This is a genomic window from Neobacillus sp. NPDC097160, from assembly GCF_044762155.1.
In the GTDB taxonomy this organism is placed as follows: domain Bacteria; phylum Bacillota; class Bacilli; order Bacillales; family Cytobacillaceae; genus Neobacillus.
The window spans coordinates 1-17,823 of the sequence record NZ_JBIWDU010000002.1 but is presented as its reverse complement, the minus strand read 5'-3'; the positions used below and the strand labels follow the sequence as shown (position 1 = coordinate 17,823).

Sequence of the window (17,823 nt, the reverse complement as noted above, 5' to 3'; positions counted from 1 at the left end):
TACATATAGTAGCTTAAAAATAAGGCGGTGAGGGAAATGGATCAGTTTAACCGATTAGTTTCCGAACAAATGGCGACAATGGAAAAATTATTGTACCTTCAAACTGAGCTTGAGCGTTGTCAACAAATCGAAGAGGAACTCCAGACATTGCAAAATGCTACTGACCTTGAAAGTGTCCAAAACGACATTCAACTGATGAAAAAAGAGCTTAAAGAGATTCAATTAATTTTTGGAAAGCAGACAGAAGAGGTCATTAATTCCTATCGAGAAATGAACTTAACCGCTTCTATCTAGTTTCAGAACTAAAAATGCTGAAAAAAATTCGCAAATTTTTACAAAGAGCCACCTAATTGTGGCTCTTTTGTTTTAAATTCTGTTCTTAACCGTTATAATAATAAAAAATAGGAATTTTACTTTGTTACCTCTTGTCGAAAATTATTAAGGGTTTAAGAATAGGTTGCAAAGCGTTCAGGAATGAAGGTAGGGGAGAACATGGGCGTACCCATCGAAGGTGAACCAATGCAAATACATAGCTATAAGCACAATGGGCACATCCATCGCGTCTGGGAAGAAACAACCGTATTAAAAGGGTCACAGAATTTGGTAATTGGTGGAAATGACCGCACACTTGTTACAGAATCAGATGGGAGAACATGGATTACAAGGGAACCGGCAATTTGCTATTTTCACTCACAGTACTGGTTTAATGTAATTGGAATGATTCGTGAAGACGGCATTTATTATTACTGTAATCTTAGTTCTCCGTTTATTTTTGACGGTGAAGCACTAAAGTATATTGATTACGACCTTGATATCAAGGTGTATCCTGATATGACCTTTAATTTACTAGACGAGGATGAGTATGAACGCCATCGCCGTGAAATGAATTATCCAGATGTGATTGATCAAATTTTAAAAAGAAATGTGGAAAAATTGATTCAATGGATTCGGCAGAGAAATGGCCCGTTTGCACCAGATTTTATAGATATTTGGTATGAACGTTATTTAACATATAGACGTTAGATAGCTAATGACCTGTTGATTTTTTATCAACAGGTTTTCGTATGTTGATTAATAAAATGTAAGGGGGGCACATTTACTTGAGCAGCATTCGCAGGTACCTTCAATTTGTAAAACCATATCGGCTGCAGATTATTGGCACGGTCATAATCGGGGTTATTAAATTTTCCATCCCGCTGATCATTCCCATGCTGATTAAGTACGTGGTTGATGATATTGTTGGGAATCACAGCTTATCCCATGATGAGAAAATTAATAAACTAATGCTCATTATGGGTGTCATGATTGTTGTTTTTGTCATCCTAAGACCACCGATAGAATATTACCGCCAATATTTTGCCCAGTGGACGGCAAGTAAAATTTTATATGATATTCGCGATACGATGTACACCCATATTCAAAAATTAAGCTTTAAGTATTATTCAAACACAAGGGCAGGGGAAATTATTTCACGTGTGATTAATGATGTGGAGCAGACAAAGACATTTGTTATTTCAGGATTAATGAACCTTTGGCTTGATATTGCAACTATTATTATTGCTATTATTCTTATGTTTTACATGAATGTTAAATTAACAGTCGTATCAATTCTGCTATTCCCTCTCTACGCCTTTTCCATTCGGTTCTTTTTTGGAAAGCTCCGAAGCCTTACAAGGAAACGTTCGCAAGCTCTTGCCGAGGTCCAGAGCTATTTGCATGAACGAGTGCAGGGGATGCCGGTCATCAAGAGCTTTGCCATTGAAGAATATGAACAAACACAGTTTGATAAACAGAATAAAAACTTTTTAGATAAAGCATTACAGCACACAAGCTGGAATGCAAAGTCATTTTCGGCAGTTAATACGATTACAGATATTGCCCCTTTGATTGTCATTGGTTACTCTGCCTATCTGGTTATTCAGGATGAATTGTCACTCGGTACCATGGTTGCGTTTTTTGCCTATATCGACAAGCTGTATAGCCCATTAAGAAGGTTGGTGAATTCATCCACCACCATCACGCAATCCTTTGCTTCAATGGACAGGGTATTTGAATTTTTAGATGAGAAATATGACATTATTGATGACCCAAATGCCCGAGTCTGCAGTGAGGTAAAGGGCGATATTTCTTTTGAAGATGTTTCTTTTTCTTATGACAAAGAAGATGAAATGGTCTTAAAAAAGATTAATTTAGATGTCAAAAGGGGAGAAACAATTGCGCTTGTCGGGATGAGCGGTGGTGGGAAATCTAGTCTTGTCAGCCTGATACCCCGTTTTTACGATGTGACAAAAGGAAGAATTACTTTAGATGGCGTGGATATCCGACAGTTTAAGGTTCAAACGCTAAGAGATAAAATTGGGGTAGTTTTTCAAGATAATATTTTATTTAGCGAATCAGTTAGGGACAATATTTTATTAGGAAAGCCCGAGTCCACAGAAGAAGAAGTATATCAGGCGGCTAAAGCAGCAAATGCCCATGAATTTATCCTTAACCTTTCAGATGGTTACAGCACCAAGGTCGGTGAAAGAGGTGTGAAGCTTTCCGGAGGTCAGAAACAGCGTGTAGCGATTGCCAGGGTATTTTTAAAAAATCCGCCAATCTTAATTTTGGATGAGGCAACGTCAGCGCTGGATTTAGAAAGCGAACATTTAATTCAAGAATCGTTAGAGGAACTGGCAAAGGATCGAACAACCTTTATTGTCGCTCATCGGTTGTCGACGATTACACACGCCAATCGGATTATCCTGATTGAACACGGCCAAATCGTTGAAGTCGGGACACATGAGGAACTAATGGCCAAGCGAGGAAATTATTATAATTTATTTCAGGTGCAGCAACTAGATAGTAAAGAACCCGAAGCAGAATAATCTGCCTCGGGTTCTTTTTTATTAGATAAGAAAGTATAATTTTGACTTTGAAAATTGTCCAGCTCCAGCGCCCTAGTGGCTAGTGTCCTTCGCTCTCCGCCCTACGATAAGTCAAGCACGAATGCGCCTCCGGCTCTTCGTGTTTCCTTTATCTCAGTTGGAGCGCTCCAGGCCATACGCCGCTGACCAGGGCGCTTCCGCTTTTCTTATTATTCATGATTTTCTTCTTCAATCGATACTTCGTTGTGATGATAGGAATGAAAGCTGGTTATCAAGGTGTCAAGATGTTCAACTTGCTCTCCATAATCAATAATGGAGGCGATGATTTGCATCGTATGAAAAAGATGCGGATTATTATCGTCGGAAGATTCCCTTTGATCGGCTAAAAAGAAGTCAAATAGCTCCTTTTTATTCAAGTAAACATTTTCTTCAGCATACGGAGGTGGGGTGGGAATTTTCCCAATGAATCTGAGTAGAACCTGTTCATGATGATAAATAAGGCTATCTAACTGATCCTGTACCGATTGCTTAAAATTTTCTGAAAGATGCAGCAGCTCATTTTCAAAACGATGCAGTCTTTTTAATGTATCCAGCGCTCTTTTGGCTGTTAAATTAAATTGTCGGTAAATAACCAGCTTTCTGGATTTTTCTAAATTATTCTTTTTAAAATAACTTCGCTCTTCCTTGTACAACGTATAAAACTGATCCATTATATGGATGCTTTCTTTAAATTTCTTAATATCTGTTTTAAGAAGTTGATGATCATAGTCATGACGTGCACTTAAGCGGATCCACTTAATAATGTCCTCAGTTGTATTGACGATTTTAAAATAAAGCTTATTTTCATACTTTGGCGGCATAAACACGAGATTGACTAAAAATGCCGAAAATATTCCTATCATGATGGTCGAGAACCGGATACCAGCAAACTGAATAAAGCTTCCACTCTGTGTTTCCATAATCGAAATTAATGTTACCAGCGAAAGTCCAATTGTATTCTCTAGTTTAAGCTTAAGATTAATAATAATGACAATAATAGCAGCCAAACCGATAACAATAATATGATTCCCTAATAAAAGTACAAAAATAACTGCCAGCAATGCACCAATGATATTTCCTTGAATTTGTTCAATAATCGTCAAATAGGAGCGGTAAATGGTCGGTTGAATCGCAAATATAGCAGCGATCCCAGCAAATACCGGCGAAGGTGAATGCAGCAACTGACTTAAATAGAGGGATAAAACAATAGCTATTCCCGTTTTAAAAATGCGGGCACCTAACTTCATTCCAAATGAGTTCCTTTCAAATATAATGATTATTTTTTTATTTTGCTCATTAAAGAACAAATATGTACTATACATGGATTTAACCATTTAATCAAGAGAAAGTATATGAAATTAGTATTCAAATTGTTACAAATTTATGTACCCAAAAAACGTCCGCTATAATAGCGGACGTTCAATATCATTAAATAAGAAAGTATAAATATTGACTTTGAGAATTGTCCAGCTCCAGCGCCCTAGCAGCTAGTGTCCTTCGCTCTCCGCCCTACGATAAGTCAACATCGAATCGCCTCCGGCTCTTCGTGTTTCCTTTATCTCAGTTGGAGCGCTCCAGGCCATACGCTGCTGACCAGGGCGTTTGCGCATTTCTTATTCTGTAGAAACTGATGGATCTGCCTGTTCTTTAACAGGAAGAATTTGCACAAAGTGATTTTCCGGGCAGGTTAAAAGGCTACGAAGCTGGTTTGCTTCATCGGACTGGCCATTTTGCTCAAGCAGGTTAGTATATTGACCTAAAAGCTCGTTAATATCCTGTATGCCTTTTTCATTTAATTCAATGACAGATACTTTTGCACCTTTGGCAACACGTCTTTTAATCGCATCCTTCGTCAGCCCCATTTCAGGCTGATGGCGGACATAAACGACACCACCGGTCATACCGGCACAAATCCAAGGTCCTGGGTCACCTAACACTAATCCACGGCCGTTTGTCATATATTCAAAGGCAAATCCTTTAATATTAGAATTTGCGCCAATGTTTCCGGCTTCTGTTGCTGGGAGCGGTTTTTTCATCCCGCCGCCGATAATTAAATCAGCTCCAGAGAGACGTATTCCAGCGCGGGCATCGGCATTTCCTTGAGCAACAAGCAGCCCTTTTTGAGCGCCATATCCAAAACCTTTTCCTACAGAACCATTAAGCATAAGACCATTTTTTCCTTTAGACTTAAGAACATGAATATTACCGCCAAAGGAAGTTTTTCCGACTCCGTCTTGACCGCCTCCATTGACAGTGATCTCGATGCCCTCACTATTATAAGCGCCTAAGCCGTTTCCTGGAATGGAACCTTTCTTATACTTAAGCTGTACAGACGGCAGTTGCTTGTAGGAACCATCTAATCTTCCGCGGACACGGTGACAGGAAACACGGCTCCCTAACACCCTTTGCTCAGACGTCACACTTTCGAATTCGCGTGAGGAAAGGAGCTGATCCACACTTGAATCAAGATATTCAGCTCCCGCCGCTACCTGCATTTGAACTTCTTCGATTGATTTCGAAGCTCCTACTTTTACAAATTGGCTAATTTCCAAAGGTTTTAACAGATAGGAAAGGCTAAGCTGGTGCTCTCCCTTTACTTGCTCCAATAATTCGGAATGTCCAACAGCATCTTGCAAATTTCTGATTCCCAATGAACCAGCGAGAGCTTTTAATTCTGTACCAAAAGCTGTAAAAAGGTTCATGATTCCTTGCACGGCTAATTCGAGTTGTCTTGGAACAAAGCGTCTTAATCCATGTTCCTTCGCTTGTGCCTCTGATTCAATTTGGGTGGCAATCCCGACATGGCATGTATCCAAATGGCAGCCTCGGCAGGTCGTACAGCCGATTGCAAGCATTGACAATGTTCCAAAACCGACCCGGTTTGCCCCGAGAAGCATGATCTTGATAACATCCATCGCACTCTTCATGCCGCCATCGGCCCATATTTCTACTTTATGGCGGAGTCCACTCTCTAAGAGGGCATTATGGGCAGCCTTTACACCAATTTCTACCGGCAATCCGACGTACTGTAGAGCATGGATCCTTGCAGCACCAGTACCACCATCAAAACCGCTTAAGGTTATAATGTCTGCACCAGCTTTCGCAATACCTACTGCGATTGTTCCGATATTTGGCACAACTGGAACCTTTACAGCAATTTTTGCCTGGTCATTAGCTGTTTTTAATTCAAGAATCATTTGCGCTAAATCTTCGATTGAGTAAATATCATGGTTGTTTGATGGTGAAATCAAATCAGAACCAAGCGTTGCATTACGTGCTTCCGCAACCTTTGCTGTAACCTTTGATCCAGGCAAGTGACCGCCTTCACCAGGCTTCGCCCCCTGGCCAATCTTAATTTCTAATAGATTAGAAGAGTTTAACAGTTCCGCATTAACTCCGAACCGGCCAGATGCAATCTGCTGTCCGCGCGTTTTCGGATATTTGCCGAGCATATCCTTGATCTCACCGCCTTCACCATTAAGGCTGACCATATTTAACCGATCCGCCCCTTCAGCATAGGCCCTAAATGCTGTTTCATTTTGCGAACCAAATGACATCGAAGAAATAATAAACGGTAAATCATGATCACCGACATGAAGATTGACATCACTTGGAGCTAATTGCTTATTACCCTTTTTTAGCTGAACCAAATGGCGGATGGTGGTTGGATTTTCTGTTTCTTGCTCTGAGATTTTATCACGGTAAACACTGTAGTCGCCCGTTGCTGCTACCTCACCGATTGCTTTCCAAATACGCGGGAAGAGGTGAAAGGTTTTACCGATTCTTTCTTTTTCATTCTGGTAATCTTCAGCTCTTTTAAAAGCATCGAGCTTCATCGCTTCAAAATCTGATTCAATTTCTTTTGAACCAAAAAAGTTAACGATGTTTAAAACATTAGCAATTTCTTCATGTAAACCAATGCTTGAGAAGAGTCTTCCGTAACCGCGGAGCTCATGGATACCAATTGTCGAGATTACTTTTTCCAGGCCCTTCGTTAGAGCACTATAAAGGTTCAGTAACGGCTTTGGTGATTCGTCAAGAACCGTTAAGAACATGTAATATGGGCTAATCAAATCTGCTCCAAGTCCAAAGACAGTAATAATGTCGTGGAGCGAGCGAATGGAGGCTGAGCGTAACAGCAAAGAGCATTCTCTTCTTAATTCAGCCTTGACTAGCGCTTGGTCAATTGCCGACGTTATAAGGTGAGGATCAATCCAATAAAAATCCTCTTGATGGGATTTTGCATCATCAAGTATTAGTAATGTTTTCCCAGCATGAACAGCCTGAACAGCTTCCATTGAAAGTCTTTCCAAAGCATGTTCTACATTTTCGTCCTTTTTAACCGTAGTAGATAGATATGTGGCTAGTTTTTTCTCTTGGAAATGCTGCACAACTTGATCAAAGCTAGGCTGCCCTATGCTCTCTGAACAAGTAAAGCCGGCTTTACCTTCTAATAGAAGTGGTGCAGTTAACTCCATTACCGTTACTGTTTTTTCTTTTAAAAATAATGTTGGCCGCTTACCAATAATGACACGCGTAGAGAAATGCTCTGTTTCCCGGTCGCGGTCAATTGCCGGATTGGTAACGACAGCAACACTTTCTTTAATATAATCAGCGATATTCACTCGTTCAGGGTTTAGGGCTGCGAGTGGAGCGTCATGACCTAGGGAACGAATTGGTTCCACACCTTTTTCAGCCATTTGCTCGATTAACTGAATATGATCCCGTTCCCATCCAAAGGCCTTATATTGTCCATTATGGATTTTGTCAGGATAATTCATTGTAACGGTTTTAGTTAAGGATGGCGGCTGTAAACGGAACCTTGATTCGCCAATAGTTAAGCGCACAGAAAAGCGCTGGTATACTTCTTCTTGATAACGATTTTGCTCGTAAACCTCTAATTTTTTATCGTTCCACTTAAACCCAACCTTCTCACCGGGTGCCAATGGCTTTGGATCGTTTACATACTCTGAGGAAGGAATGATCCCAGGTTCAGAGGAAAATAAGTATGAGCTTTCTGTTTCCAGCATCCAAAGAGGACGGAGGCCAAGTGCATCAACACTAAATACTGCTTCATCTCCGAAACGCGAGATAATTCCTGCTGGTCCTTGGGCAAAGTGTCCCCATGCTTCACGAAGATACGTATATAAATCTTGCAGGTGTTCAGGGTAGGCTTTAATTTCATTAATAATTGGCGGAAACAAGAGGTCCATTGCTTCAAATAAAGTATATCCTTCACGGCAAATTAATGTTTCCATGGTTCGGCTTAAATCCTGTGAGTCACTACCGTCCTTTACAAGCGGTACCCTTATCATTCGCGCTTCATCGCGCAGTTTTGAAATGGTATTGATTTCTCCGTTATGCCCAAGGACACTGAACGGCTGTACCCGGAAAAAGCTTGATAGAGTGTTCGTAGAATAACGATTATGACCTAATGTCATGGTTGATGCAACTAGTGGATTTGCTAAGTCAAGATAGTAACGGGGAAGAATATCTCCGGCACCCATTACTTTATAGACAACATGATTTTGGCTTAGTGAGGCTACATGGACATGTTCATTGATTTCAAAATCAATTAAAGTATCGAAAAGAATCTTCGTTAATTCTCGGTTTTTTCTAGGTGAAAGACAAGCAAATTGCCAAAAAACAGGGTTTTCCTGGATGGCGATTGGACCAAGGGCGGAAGAGTCAGTAACATCAATGGTTTCAAAAACTAACTCTAAATCATGATAGGCTAACTTTTCTACTAATTCTTGTTTCGTTGCTTCCCAGTTAACCTTTTGGCTGATAAAGACATGGCCGACAGCAAATTCTTCTTTTTCAGCAAGCTGCGGATCGAGGCCTTTCTTGGAAAGCTTTTCCTTCCAAAGATCGGTTGGAATATCCATGTGGATTCCCACACCATCACCTTCACCGTTAATAAAGCCGGCGCGATGATTCATGGTCACAAGAGCATCAATACAGTCAAAAATATTCTTTCTTGTCGGGATTTTGCTCTTTTCAAGGCAAGCTACTATTCCACATGCATCGTGTTCATGTTTATGGAAGTCTTTAAATAGGGAAGGGGTCCATTTTTGTGTCATTCAGTTGGGCTTCATCGGTTCACCGCTAAAGCCGCTTCACCTCCTATGAAACTATTAGAATAGAAATACTTTTTTAGTGTAAAAAATTTGTTACTTTAACGAGGTATTATAGTAAAGGGCTAAAAGAAAAATAATAATCTAATAATATCATAAGAATTTTCAGAAATCAAATAAATATACATTATTTTGGATAGGGGAAATGAAAAAAAAACTGACGGTTTCACGGGATAAAGTTGTCTATGTAACCGTTTTCAATCAAAGTTAAAAATAAAAGGAAGTGATTTCCACTCCCTTGTGTGCATAAAAAATGCATATTTATTCGGACTTTAGCGAAGAAAATGCATTTCTTACTGCGTGTAATGTTGCTTCAACATCCTCTTCTGTATGAGCGATGGTCAGGAACCATGCTTCGTATTTTGATGGTGCAAGATTAATTCCTTGCTTTAGCATCAGCTTAAAGAACTTTGCAAACATTTCACCATCAGTGTTTTCAGCCTGCTCGTAGTTTTCAATCGTTTCATTTGTAAAATAAACGGTGAAGGCACCCTTCAATCGGTTAATGGTAATCTGGATATCATATTCCTTGGCTGCCGCTAAGATTCCATCTTCCAGCATCGCACCTAATCGATCTAAATAATCATATATTCCTTCTTGTTTTAGCACTTCAAGGCAAGCGATACCGGAAAGCATGGAAGCGGGGTTACCGGCCATTGTTCCGGCTTGATAGGCTGGCCCAAGTGGTGCAACTGTTTCCATAATTTCCTTACGTCCACCGTAAGCGCCTATTGGAAGGCCGCCGCCAATTATTTTTCCAAGCGCAGTTAAGTCCGGATAAATGCCTAATAAATCTTGGGCACCGCCATACATAAAACGGAAAGCTGTTATCACTTCATCATAAATGACTAGTGCACCTGCCGCATGGGTAAGGTCATTGACTTGCTGTAAGAAGCCGGGTTTAGGCTCGACAATCCCAAAGTTTCCGACAATCGGCTCCACTAAAACAGCGGCAATTTGGTCGCCCCACTTTTCTAACGCCTCTTTAAGTGGTTCGATATCATTGAATGGTACCGTAATCACCTCTTGGGCAATGCTTTTTGGAACTCCGGCGGAATCTGGTGTTCCAAGTGTTGAAGGACCAGAACCCGCAGCAACAAGGACGAGATCAGAGTGACCATGATAACAACCGGCAAACTTGATAATTTTATCACGGCCGGTATAGGCTCTGGCAACACGGATTGTGGTCATTACCGCTTCTGTCCCAGAGTTAACAAAACGAACTTTATCCAGAGACGGAATGGCCTCTTTTATCATTTTAGCGAATTTTACTTCATGTGGTGTTGGAGTTCCGTAAAGGACGCCGGTTTCTGCGGCACGTTTTATTGCTTCCGTAATATGTGGGTGGGCATGGCCGGTAATAATTGGCCCATATGCTGCAAGGTAATCGATATATTGGTTACCGTCGACATCCCAAAAGTAAGCTCCTTGTCCACGCTCCATTACAACAGGAGCACCGCCGCCAACCGCTTTGAAGGATCTTGATGGGCTGTTAACTCCACCGACAATATGTTCTATTGCTTCATTATGTATTTGTTCTGACTTTGTAAAATGCACTGGGGTTTCCTCCTTAAATGTTTTCTTTCTTATTTTAGCACTATTTTTTTTGACTTCTATGTGTTTTATATTTTCGAAAATTTGCTGAATACGGGAAAGTTGTGTTGCCATCACGATTTGGCTAAACTAATTAATTAGGGCAATGCTTCAGGAGGAAAAAACAATGGAAAATGTGATTGAAGTAAAAAAATTACGAAAAGAGTTTAAAGCCTATTCCAGCCGGACTGGCTTAAAAGGTGCTTTTAGAGACTTGTTAACGCGGAATTATAAAGTAGTGCCAGCGGTAAACGATATAAATTTTTCCGTAGGAAAAGGCGAGATGGTAGGTTATATCGGTGAGAATGGCGCAGGAAAATCAACTACAATTAAAATGCTGACCGGGATTTTAACTCCTACTTCCGGGGAAATCATCGTGAATGGAATGAATCCTCATAAAGAGCGAGAAAGATTTGTCCAGACAATAGGAGTGGTGTTTGGCCAACGCTCCCAATTATGGTGGGACATTGCAGTTCAGGAATCGTTTCGCCTCTTAAAAAAGGTGTATAAGGTATCCGATGAACAGTATGATGACCATATGAACCACGTGATTAAAACATTAGACATAGAACCGCTGCTTGATAAGCCGGTTCGTAAATTGTCTCTTGGCCAGCGCATGCGCTGTGAGCTTGCAGCTGCATTAATTCATAACCCACCCTTGCTTTTTTTAGATGAACCAACCATCGGCCTTGATGTATTAGTGAAGTTAAAAATTCGTGAATTTTTAAAGGAAATTAACGAGAAATACAATACTACGATCCTACTGACAACCCATGACCTTTCCGATATAGAGGCATTGTGTGAGCGGGTTGTTATGCTTGATGAAGGCAAGGTAATCTATGACGGCGCACTTAGGGAATTAAAGGAGAAATGGGGAGATCGAAAGGAACTCCAATTTCAATTTTTGGAGAACGTTAATTTCGAGGCGCTCAAGAAGCTTACTGTTGGTCTGCCGCTTGAATGGAATTTGGACGAAAAGGAGCAAATTTATTCAGCGGCCTTGGATGATAACGATGAACTTATTTCACAGGTTATTGCGAAGGTCGTCGCAGCTTTTACAGTTAAAGACGTAAAAATAAATGAAACTTCGACAGAAGAAATCATTCGTAATATTTATGAAAAGGGTGCTGTGGAAGTTGGATAAATATTTAGAAATGATTAGAATCCGTTTTCTCATGATGCTTGCTTACAGGACAAATTATTATACAGGGATTCTTATTTATAGCATTAATATTGGCGCCTATTATTTTTTATGGACCGCCATTTATGGGGGGAAGGAGCAAATAGAGGGGCTTACGGTTGTTCAAATGACCTCCTATGTGGCAGTATCCTGGATGGCAAGAGCCTTTTATTTCAACAACCTTGATCGTGAAATGGCACAAGAGATAATGGAAGGTAAAGTAGCCATTGAATTAATTAGACCCTATAACTATCTTGGAATGAAAACAATGCAAGGGTTAGGGGAAGGTATTTTTAGACTATTCTTTTTTTCGGCTCCAGGGCTTATCATTGTGTATTTTGTCTTTCCAATCCAATTTACGGGGGAACCAAGTGTTTGGGGTTTATTCGTTGTCTCTACACTGTTAAGTTTTTTCATTAATACAGAGCTAAACTTATTAACGGGAATTACCACTTTCTTCTTATATAATAATTCAGGTCTAATCCGGGCGAAGCGAGTGGTTATTGATTTGTTTTCCGGACTACTTCTTCCTATCAGCTTTTTTCCGGGATGGGCACAAAATATCATGAAATATTTACCCTTTCAAGGGATCAGTTATACCCCAAGTATGATCTTTACCAAAGGCTTTTCACATCCGCAGGCAATTGCCGCAATTGGACAGCAATTTATTTGGGTGATCATTCTCACTTTGCCGATTTATCTGCTTTGGCGTTCGGCAAAAAAACAGCTGATTATTCAAGGGGGTTAAGCCATGTTTTACATTTCGATGTTTTTTCAATATATGTCGCAATATTTAAAAACAAGATTTCAATATCGTGCAGATTTGTTCGTCGAGTTCTTTTCTGATTTGCTTTCACAGGCAATTAATCTTATCTTCATTCTTGTCGTTTTTGGGCACACTAATTTGCTGCATGGATGGAGCAGGGATGAAATTATTTTTATATATGGATTTTTTCTTGTTCCATTTGCCGTTTTTTCTGCCTTTTTTAATATTTGGGATTTTAATGAACGTTATATCGTGCGGGGCGAATTGGACCGGATTTTAACAAGGCCGATCCATAGTCTTTTTCAAATCATCCTAGAACGACTGGAATTGGAGTCATTATTAGGGTCGATTACGGGACTGGCCATCATGGTTTATGCCGGTTATCGGCTTGGACTGAAGGTGGATTGGTATGATCCTTTTTTATTCGTTATTTTCGTCATTGGCGGGGCGCTGGTTTATGGCGGGATTTTCATTATGCTTGCTTGCATTAGCTTTTGGGCTGATGCACGGACATCCCTTATGCCGATGATGTATAATATTAGCAATTATGGCAGATATCCGGTGAATATTTATAATAATGTCATTCGGTTTGTATTAACCTGGGTTTTGCCGTTTGCCTTTGTTGGTGTGTACCCTGCTGCCTTTTTTCTTGAAAAAAAGGAGTGGTATTGGTATTCGTTTTTAACACCGGTAATCGGAGTCATCTTTTTTATCCTGTCGGTACTCCTGTGGAATCAAGGGGTAAAGAAATACAGGGGGGCAGGGAATTAACAAGATACCTGGATATTTTATTGTCCAAGCAAGCATAGAAATAGAATAACTTACGCTGAATAAGAGGTGGTCTTAAGTGTTCTATTTTTTGCTTCCTATCGTTATCTTTTGCATCTTTATGAGCTTACGAACGTTATTTATTCCTAACACGGTTAGAGGGAAATTTGTGTCGGTTGAAAATTTTCTTTATTTAGGAACAGTCTATCTAACCATTATCATTGGTTTTGGATTAATTTATCTTCTATTTAATTTAATCGGGATGCCACTGCTTAAAGAAGTGAACGCCCATCATCTTAATAACATCTTTGAAACAAGTTTTTATTTTAGCGCTATGACACTTTTTTCTGTAGGCAATGGAGATGTGCTACCACAAGGAATCGGAAGATTTATTGCCGTGATCGAGGCATTAATTGGTTATACACTGCCCGCGGCATTTGTTGCTAGAGTCATGTTAAACAGGGAAAAATAAACCATTTCTTTGCAATATATTTGTTTTATCTGAAAAGATTGGTTACGCTAGTAGAAAGGAATATTTTACAATTGGAGTGATAAAAATTGACAGTTGAAATAGGGATGGAAGCTCCTAATTTTGAGTTAGAAGCGAATAATGGAGAGACAATAAATTTAGCGAATTTCCGTGGCACAAACGTTGTACTTTACTTTTATCCAAAGGACATGACTCCTGGCTGTACAACTGAAGCATGTGATTTTCGTGACCAGATTCAACAATTTACTGATGTGAATGCAGTAGTACTGGGAGTAAGTCCAGATCCAGTGTCAAGCCATCAAAAATTTATTGATAAATATTGTTTGCCATTCTTACTTCTGGCTGATATTGATCATCAAGTTGCTGAAAGCTATGGTGTTTGGAAGTTAAAAAAGAACTTCGGTAAAGAATATATGGGTATCGAAAGATCTACCTTTATTATTGATAAAGAGGGCAGACTGGTAAAAGAATGGAGAAAGGTCAAAGTGAAAGGGCATGTTGAGGAAGCGTTAACATACATACGTGAAAATCTAAGTTAATTTTTAGGGCCCATTTTCTTTAGCAAAGGCATTTGTCCAATGCAAGAACCGGCAAATTGAATATCATTTTATTAGGGCATACCTCCTCAGATAAACTTTTTGGGTCCATCGTGACCCTTTTTTTTGTGGAAAGAGGATTTTCACAATTTCGAGTTATATAAATATAAATTCAGGTGTTATGATGAAGATAATAAATACTTTTTATAATAAAAGGATAAAAACATATTAGAAGTAGGACTTTGAATACATAAGTATAAAAGCTATGTTAACAACGTTATTATTTTTAAAGGGGGAATAAAAATGAAAATCTATACAAAGACGGGTGATAAGGGAACAACTTCCCTTATATATGGAACCAGGGTGGCAAAGGACGATTTGCGGGTAGAAGCATATGGAACCTGTGATGAAACTAATTCAATGATTGGCCTTGCATTGAGTCACTTATATAAGGAAAAATTTCAAGGGAAAGAAATAATTGAAAATGTATATCATAAAATACAAACAAATCTTTTTCATGTGGGAGCGGAATTGGCTACGCCAAAAGGAAAAGAAGTGAAGTGGTCACTTGCTGCTACGGATATTGAGGAATTAGAAAACCACATTGATGAATGGGACACAGAACTTTCAGCATTAACCAATTTCATCCTGCCAGGCGGTCATCCAGCAGGTGCCGCTTTTCATGTAGCAAGAACAATTGCAAGGAGGGCAGAAAGATGTGCGGTTTCGTTGGGTGAAGATGCGAATCCATTAGTATTGGCCTATTTAAATCGACTTTCGGATTTATTGTTTGTAACTGCACGTTATGTTAATCAGAAATTAGGGGCAAGCGAACATGCCTTGCATTCAAAAAGTTAATTTATTCTTATATGAGATTACAATATTGACAAAAGTATAAATAACTTAGTAAAATTAATTATAACAATTATAATCTAAGAATATTTTTTAGAAAGAAGGTGCATGACGATGAATCAGTTAAAAGAAGCGTTGGATACCTTGAAAGATACTGGGGTGCGAATTACTCCGCAACGTCATGCGATACTTGAATATTTAATAAACTCGATGTCACATCCTACAGCAGATGAAATCTATAAAGCCCTTGAAGGGAAATTCCCTAATATGAGCGTGGCAACAGTTTACAATAATTTACGAGTATTTCGTGAAGTAGGTCTTGTAAAGGAATTAACCTATGGTGATGCATCAGCCCGTTTTGATTTTGTCACCTCGCACCATTATCATGTTATTTGTGAAAAGTGCGGCAAAATTGTTGATTTTCATTATCCGGGCCTTGATGAAGTGGAACACCTTGCTTCGCATGTGACGGGCTTTAAAATTGAAAATCACCGTATGGAAATTTACGGTTCCTGTCCAGAATGTGCAAGTAAAGAAGTGCATTAATTCGTTGGGTCAATGGCCAAATGAAAATTCCTTTTTGGATAAGAAAAAAATGAGGGTGACACAAACCTTTAAGGCTAAAAGCCGATAGGGTCTTGGTCATCCTCATTTTATTTTCCTGTGTTTTTACTATTGTACGATTCATCAAATTGATGTCCTTCAAGTTTAGCGTCTAGGGTCAATGGTTCACGACAATGCATACACATATCCACCCTGCCAAGCATTTTTGTGTGTTTCCCACAGTTTGGACACTTTACTTGGATCGTTTTAGTTGATAACATTCCAATCCAAAAATAGACGGCTGTACTCGCAATAATAAAAAGTAGACCAAAAAGCATGAAGATGGTCATGATAATTGGTGAAGTACGAAAATAGATTCCAACATACATAACTATAAACCCAACAAAAATTAAAGATAATGCAAAGGTACGGATTTTATTTATTTTACTCGAATATTTTGCCATATAACTCCCTCCTAGAGAAACTATACCATAATTTATATTCTAAGAAAAAACACTACGCAAAGAATGTCGAAATTTGTCTTAGATGAAAGAAGGAAATTAGGTTTCAATGTCGAACATATAAAGCTACCTGAAAAAATTGGAGGAATGATGAATGGAAGACATCCTTCGGCCCATTTACCAAGAAAGGGCGAGTCAATCAAATACACTTGGAGTCATGGTGATTGAAAAAAAGCAAAAATCAAGTCAAATTACAGATACATTTGATGTCATATTATTAATCATCGTTAAAGAGGCAGACCGTCCATTATTTATTAAACACTATACGTATAGCAATAAGAAGGCTGCCATGCACGTCATTGCAGAATCACAGCTCCAGGAATGGCTATTACTTGGCACGAATCGAAAAATATTTGAATGGATTCATGAGGCCAAAATCCTTTTTGATCGGAACGAATATGTTGCCAATTTAAAAACGGAACTGCGGGAATTTCCTTTTAATGGACGAAAGATCAAAATGGGATTAGAATTTGCAAAACTAATTCGTCGTTATGTAGATGGAAAAGCGCTATTTGAAGGTAAACAATTTTTAGATGCGTATAATCATGTTGTACATTCTTTACACCATCTTGCAAGATTAGCCGTGATAGAAAATGGTCTTCATCCTGAACTTACTGTTTGGCATCAAGTAAAGCAAATAGAACCGGAAATCTTTAAGTTATATGAAGAACTCGTGAATAGCGAAGAAACGCTTGAGAAAAGACTTGAACTTCTGTTCCTTGCAAGTGAGTTTATGATTCATTCCAGAACAAATATCGGAACTGCGCATTTATTGGATGTTCTAAGTCGTAAGGAATATTGGTTGTTTAATGAGATCATGAACGAAATAGAATTAATTCCTTACTCTGTTGATATGGCAGTACTGCTCGAGTATTTGATTGAAAAACATTTATTAGATGTTGTTAATGTGGAAACAAAGGGGCACGGGGTTTTTCACCGTTGTTATCAGGTGAATAAAAAATTATCTTAAAAAAACAATAAAACGTATTGACCTTTTATAGATTACTTGGTATATTAATAACCGTCGCTGCGAAACAATCTCAAAAAACTTTCGCGAGTGGCGGTTTTAAAAAAGTTATTGACAATGTAAAAAGCTTTGTGTTATATTAATAAAGTCGCTTACGACATGTGATAAAAATTGTTCTTTGAAAACTAAACAAACAAAAACGTCAACAAACAATAAATTATTAGCTTCTTATGAAGCTAAGCCAACGTAACTTTTTTGAGCTAATCAACTTTCTTGGAGAGTTTGATCCTGGCTCAGGACGAACGCTGGCGGCGTGCCTAATACATGCAAGTCGAGCGAATCTTTGGGAGCTTGCTCCCATTGGTTAGCGGCGGACGGGTGAGTAACACGTGGGCAACCTGCCTGTAAGACTGGGATAACTTCGGGAAACCGGAGCTAATACCGGATAATTCTTTTCCTCACATGAGGAAAAGCTGAAAGTCGGTTTCGGCTGACACTTACAGATGGGCCCGCGGCGCATTAGCTAGTTGGTGAGGTAACGGCTCACCAAGGCGACGATGCGTA

The 17,823-nt window shown here is 39.2% G+C and carries 15 protein-coding genes and 1 rRNA gene; 12 read left to right on the top strand and 4 right to left on the bottom strand.

The annotated features are described in order from the left end of the window. Window positions 1–36 precede the first annotated feature (36 nt). From ACIQXV_RS02025 to ACIQXV_RS02015, 3 genes are all read left to right on the top strand, one after another. Window positions 37–294 (top strand): YgaB family protein, encoded by a 258-nt coding sequence (locus ACIQXV_RS02025; protein ID WP_402955308.1) that lies wholly within the window; start codon window positions 37–39, stop codon window positions 292–294. A 198-nt stretch (window positions 295–492) separates the two neighbouring features. Further along, window positions 493–1,023: a nucleoside tri-diphosphate phosphatase gene (ntdP, locus tag ACIQXV_RS02020; protein WP_335521962.1), complete on the top strand. Its 531-nt coding sequence runs from the start codon at window positions 493–495 to the stop codon at window positions 1,021–1,023. Between the two features lie 77 nt (window positions 1,024–1,100). Continuing rightward, window positions 1,101–2,867, top strand: coding sequence for an ABC transporter ATP-binding protein (locus ACIQXV_RS02015; RefSeq protein WP_402955304.1), 1,767 nt, complete (start codon window positions 1,101–1,103; stop codon window positions 2,865–2,867). Window positions 2,868–3,076: 209 nt separating this feature from the next. Here ACIQXV_RS02015 and ACIQXV_RS02010 read toward each other — a convergent pair whose 3' ends face one another. From ACIQXV_RS02010 to ACIQXV_RS02000, 3 genes are all read right to left on the bottom strand, one after another. After that, window positions 3,077–4,153, bottom strand: a complete 1,077-nt coding sequence (locus tag ACIQXV_RS02010; RefSeq protein WP_402955301.1) for an FUSC family protein — start codon at window positions 4,151–4,153, stop codon at window positions 3,077–3,079. Between the two features lie 366 nt (window positions 4,154–4,519). Beyond that, window positions 4,520–8,989: a glutamate synthase-related protein gene (locus ACIQXV_RS02005; protein WP_402955298.1), complete on the bottom strand. Its 4,470-nt coding sequence runs from the start codon at window positions 8,987–8,989 to the stop codon at window positions 4,520–4,522. A gap of 315 nt (window positions 8,990–9,304) precedes the next feature. Next, window positions 9,305–10,600: a glutamate-1-semialdehyde 2,1-aminomutase gene (locus tag ACIQXV_RS02000; protein ID WP_402955295.1), complete on the bottom strand. Its 1,296-nt coding sequence runs from the start codon at window positions 10,598–10,600 to the stop codon at window positions 9,305–9,307. A 163-nt stretch (window positions 10,601–10,763) separates the two neighbouring features. Between ACIQXV_RS02000 and ACIQXV_RS01995 the strand changes: the two genes are divergently transcribed. The 7 genes from ACIQXV_RS01995 (at window position 10,764) to perR (ending at window position 15,774) form a co-directional block, all read left to right on the top strand. Then, window positions 10,764–11,780, top strand: coding sequence for an ABC transporter ATP-binding protein (locus ACIQXV_RS01995; RefSeq protein WP_402955292.1), 1,017 nt, complete (start codon window positions 10,764–10,766; stop codon window positions 11,778–11,780). After that, window positions 11,773–12,564 carry an ABC transporter permease gene (locus tag ACIQXV_RS01990; RefSeq protein ID WP_402955289.1) on the top strand — a complete coding sequence of 264 codons (792 nt, stop codon included), beginning with the start codon at window positions 11,773–11,775 and terminating at the stop codon, window positions 12,562–12,564. The genes ACIQXV_RS01995 and ACIQXV_RS01990 overlap by 8 nt, the downstream gene beginning before the upstream one ends. A 3-nt stretch (window positions 12,565–12,567) precedes the next feature. Next, complete coding sequence (locus ACIQXV_RS01985) at window positions 12,568–13,353, top strand: ABC transporter permease (protein WP_402955286.1); 786 nt, start codon at window positions 12,568–12,570, stop codon at window positions 13,351–13,353. A 166-nt stretch (window positions 13,354–13,519) separates the two neighbouring features. Next, complete coding sequence (locus tag ACIQXV_RS01980; RefSeq protein WP_402955283.1) at window positions 13,520–13,822, top strand: ion channel; 303 nt, start codon at window positions 13,520–13,522, stop codon at window positions 13,820–13,822. Window positions 13,823–13,908: 86 nt separating this feature from the next. Then, window positions 13,909–14,379: a thioredoxin-dependent thiol peroxidase gene (bcp, locus tag ACIQXV_RS01975; RefSeq protein WP_402955280.1), complete on the top strand. Its 471-nt coding sequence runs from the start codon at window positions 13,909–13,911 to the stop codon at window positions 14,377–14,379. A 300-nt stretch (window positions 14,380–14,679) separates the two neighbouring features. After that, window positions 14,680–15,234 carry a cob(I)yrinic acid a,c-diamide adenosyltransferase gene (locus ACIQXV_RS01970; protein ID WP_402955277.1) on the top strand — a complete coding sequence of 185 codons (555 nt, stop codon included), beginning with the start codon at window positions 14,680–14,682 and terminating at the stop codon, window positions 15,232–15,234. Between the two features lie 102 nt (window positions 15,235–15,336). After that, a complete protein-coding gene (gene perR, locus ACIQXV_RS01965) occupies window positions 15,337–15,774 on the top strand; it encodes a peroxide-responsive transcriptional repressor PerR (RefSeq protein ID WP_402955274.1) in 438 nt (145 codons plus the stop codon). Window positions 15,775–15,881: 107 nt separating this feature from the next. Here the strand turns inward: perR and ACIQXV_RS01960 are convergent, their stop codons facing one another. After that, window positions 15,882–16,235: a YgzB family protein gene (locus ACIQXV_RS01960; protein ID WP_402955271.1), complete on the bottom strand. Its 354-nt coding sequence runs from the start codon at window positions 16,233–16,235 to the stop codon at window positions 15,882–15,884. A 151-nt stretch (window positions 16,236–16,386) separates the two neighbouring features. On the opposite strand from ACIQXV_RS01960, the gene ACIQXV_RS01955 reads away from it, so the two are divergent. Together ACIQXV_RS01955 and ACIQXV_RS01950 are read left to right on the top strand one after the other, a co-directional pair. Continuing rightward, the gene (locus tag ACIQXV_RS01955; protein ID WP_402955268.1) at window positions 16,387–17,262 is read left to right on the top strand and encodes a nucleotidyltransferase-like protein; all 876 of its coding nucleotides are present in this window, start codon (window positions 16,387–16,389) and stop codon (window positions 17,260–17,262) included. A gap of 267 nt (window positions 17,263–17,529) precedes the next feature. Further along, a 16S ribosomal RNA gene (locus ACIQXV_RS01950) occupies window positions 17,530–17,823 on the top strand; the annotation flags it as partial.

Excerpts from the sequence above, each read along its gene's own strand:
- ACIQXV_RS02025 (WP_402955308.1), top strand. The coding sequence starts at position 37 with ATGGATCAGTTTAACCGATTAGTTTCCGAACAAATGGCGACAATGGAA.
- ntdP (WP_335521962.1), top strand. The coding sequence starts at position 493 with ATGGGCGTACCCATCGAAGGTGAACCAATGCAAATACATAGCTATAAG.
- ACIQXV_RS02010 (WP_402955301.1), bottom strand. The coding sequence starts at position 4,153 with ATGAAGTTAGGTGCCCGCATTTTTAAAACGGGAATAGCTATTGTTTTA.
- ACIQXV_RS02005 (WP_402955298.1), bottom strand. The coding sequence starts at position 8,989 with ATGACACAAAAATGGACCCCTTCCCTATTTAAAGACTTCCATAAACAT.
- ACIQXV_RS01995 (WP_402955292.1), top strand. The coding sequence starts at position 10,764 with ATGGAAAATGTGATTGAAGTAAAAAAATTACGAAAAGAGTTTAAAGCC.
- ACIQXV_RS01985 (WP_402955286.1), top strand. The coding sequence starts at position 12,568 with ATGTTTTACATTTCGATGTTTTTTCAATATATGTCGCAATATTTAAAA.
- ACIQXV_RS01970 (WP_402955277.1), top strand. The coding sequence starts at position 14,680 with ATGAAAATCTATACAAAGACGGGTGATAAGGGAACAACTTCCCTTATA.
- perR (WP_402955274.1), top strand. The coding sequence starts at position 15,337 with ATGACGATGAATCAGTTAAAAGAAGCGTTGGATACCTTGAAAGATACT.
- ACIQXV_RS01960 (WP_402955271.1), bottom strand. The coding sequence starts at position 16,235 with ATGGCAAAATATTCGAGTAAAATAAATAAAATCCGTACCTTTGCATTA.
- ACIQXV_RS01955 (WP_402955268.1), top strand. The coding sequence starts at position 16,387 with ATGGAAGACATCCTTCGGCCCATTTACCAAGAAAGGGCGAGTCAATCA.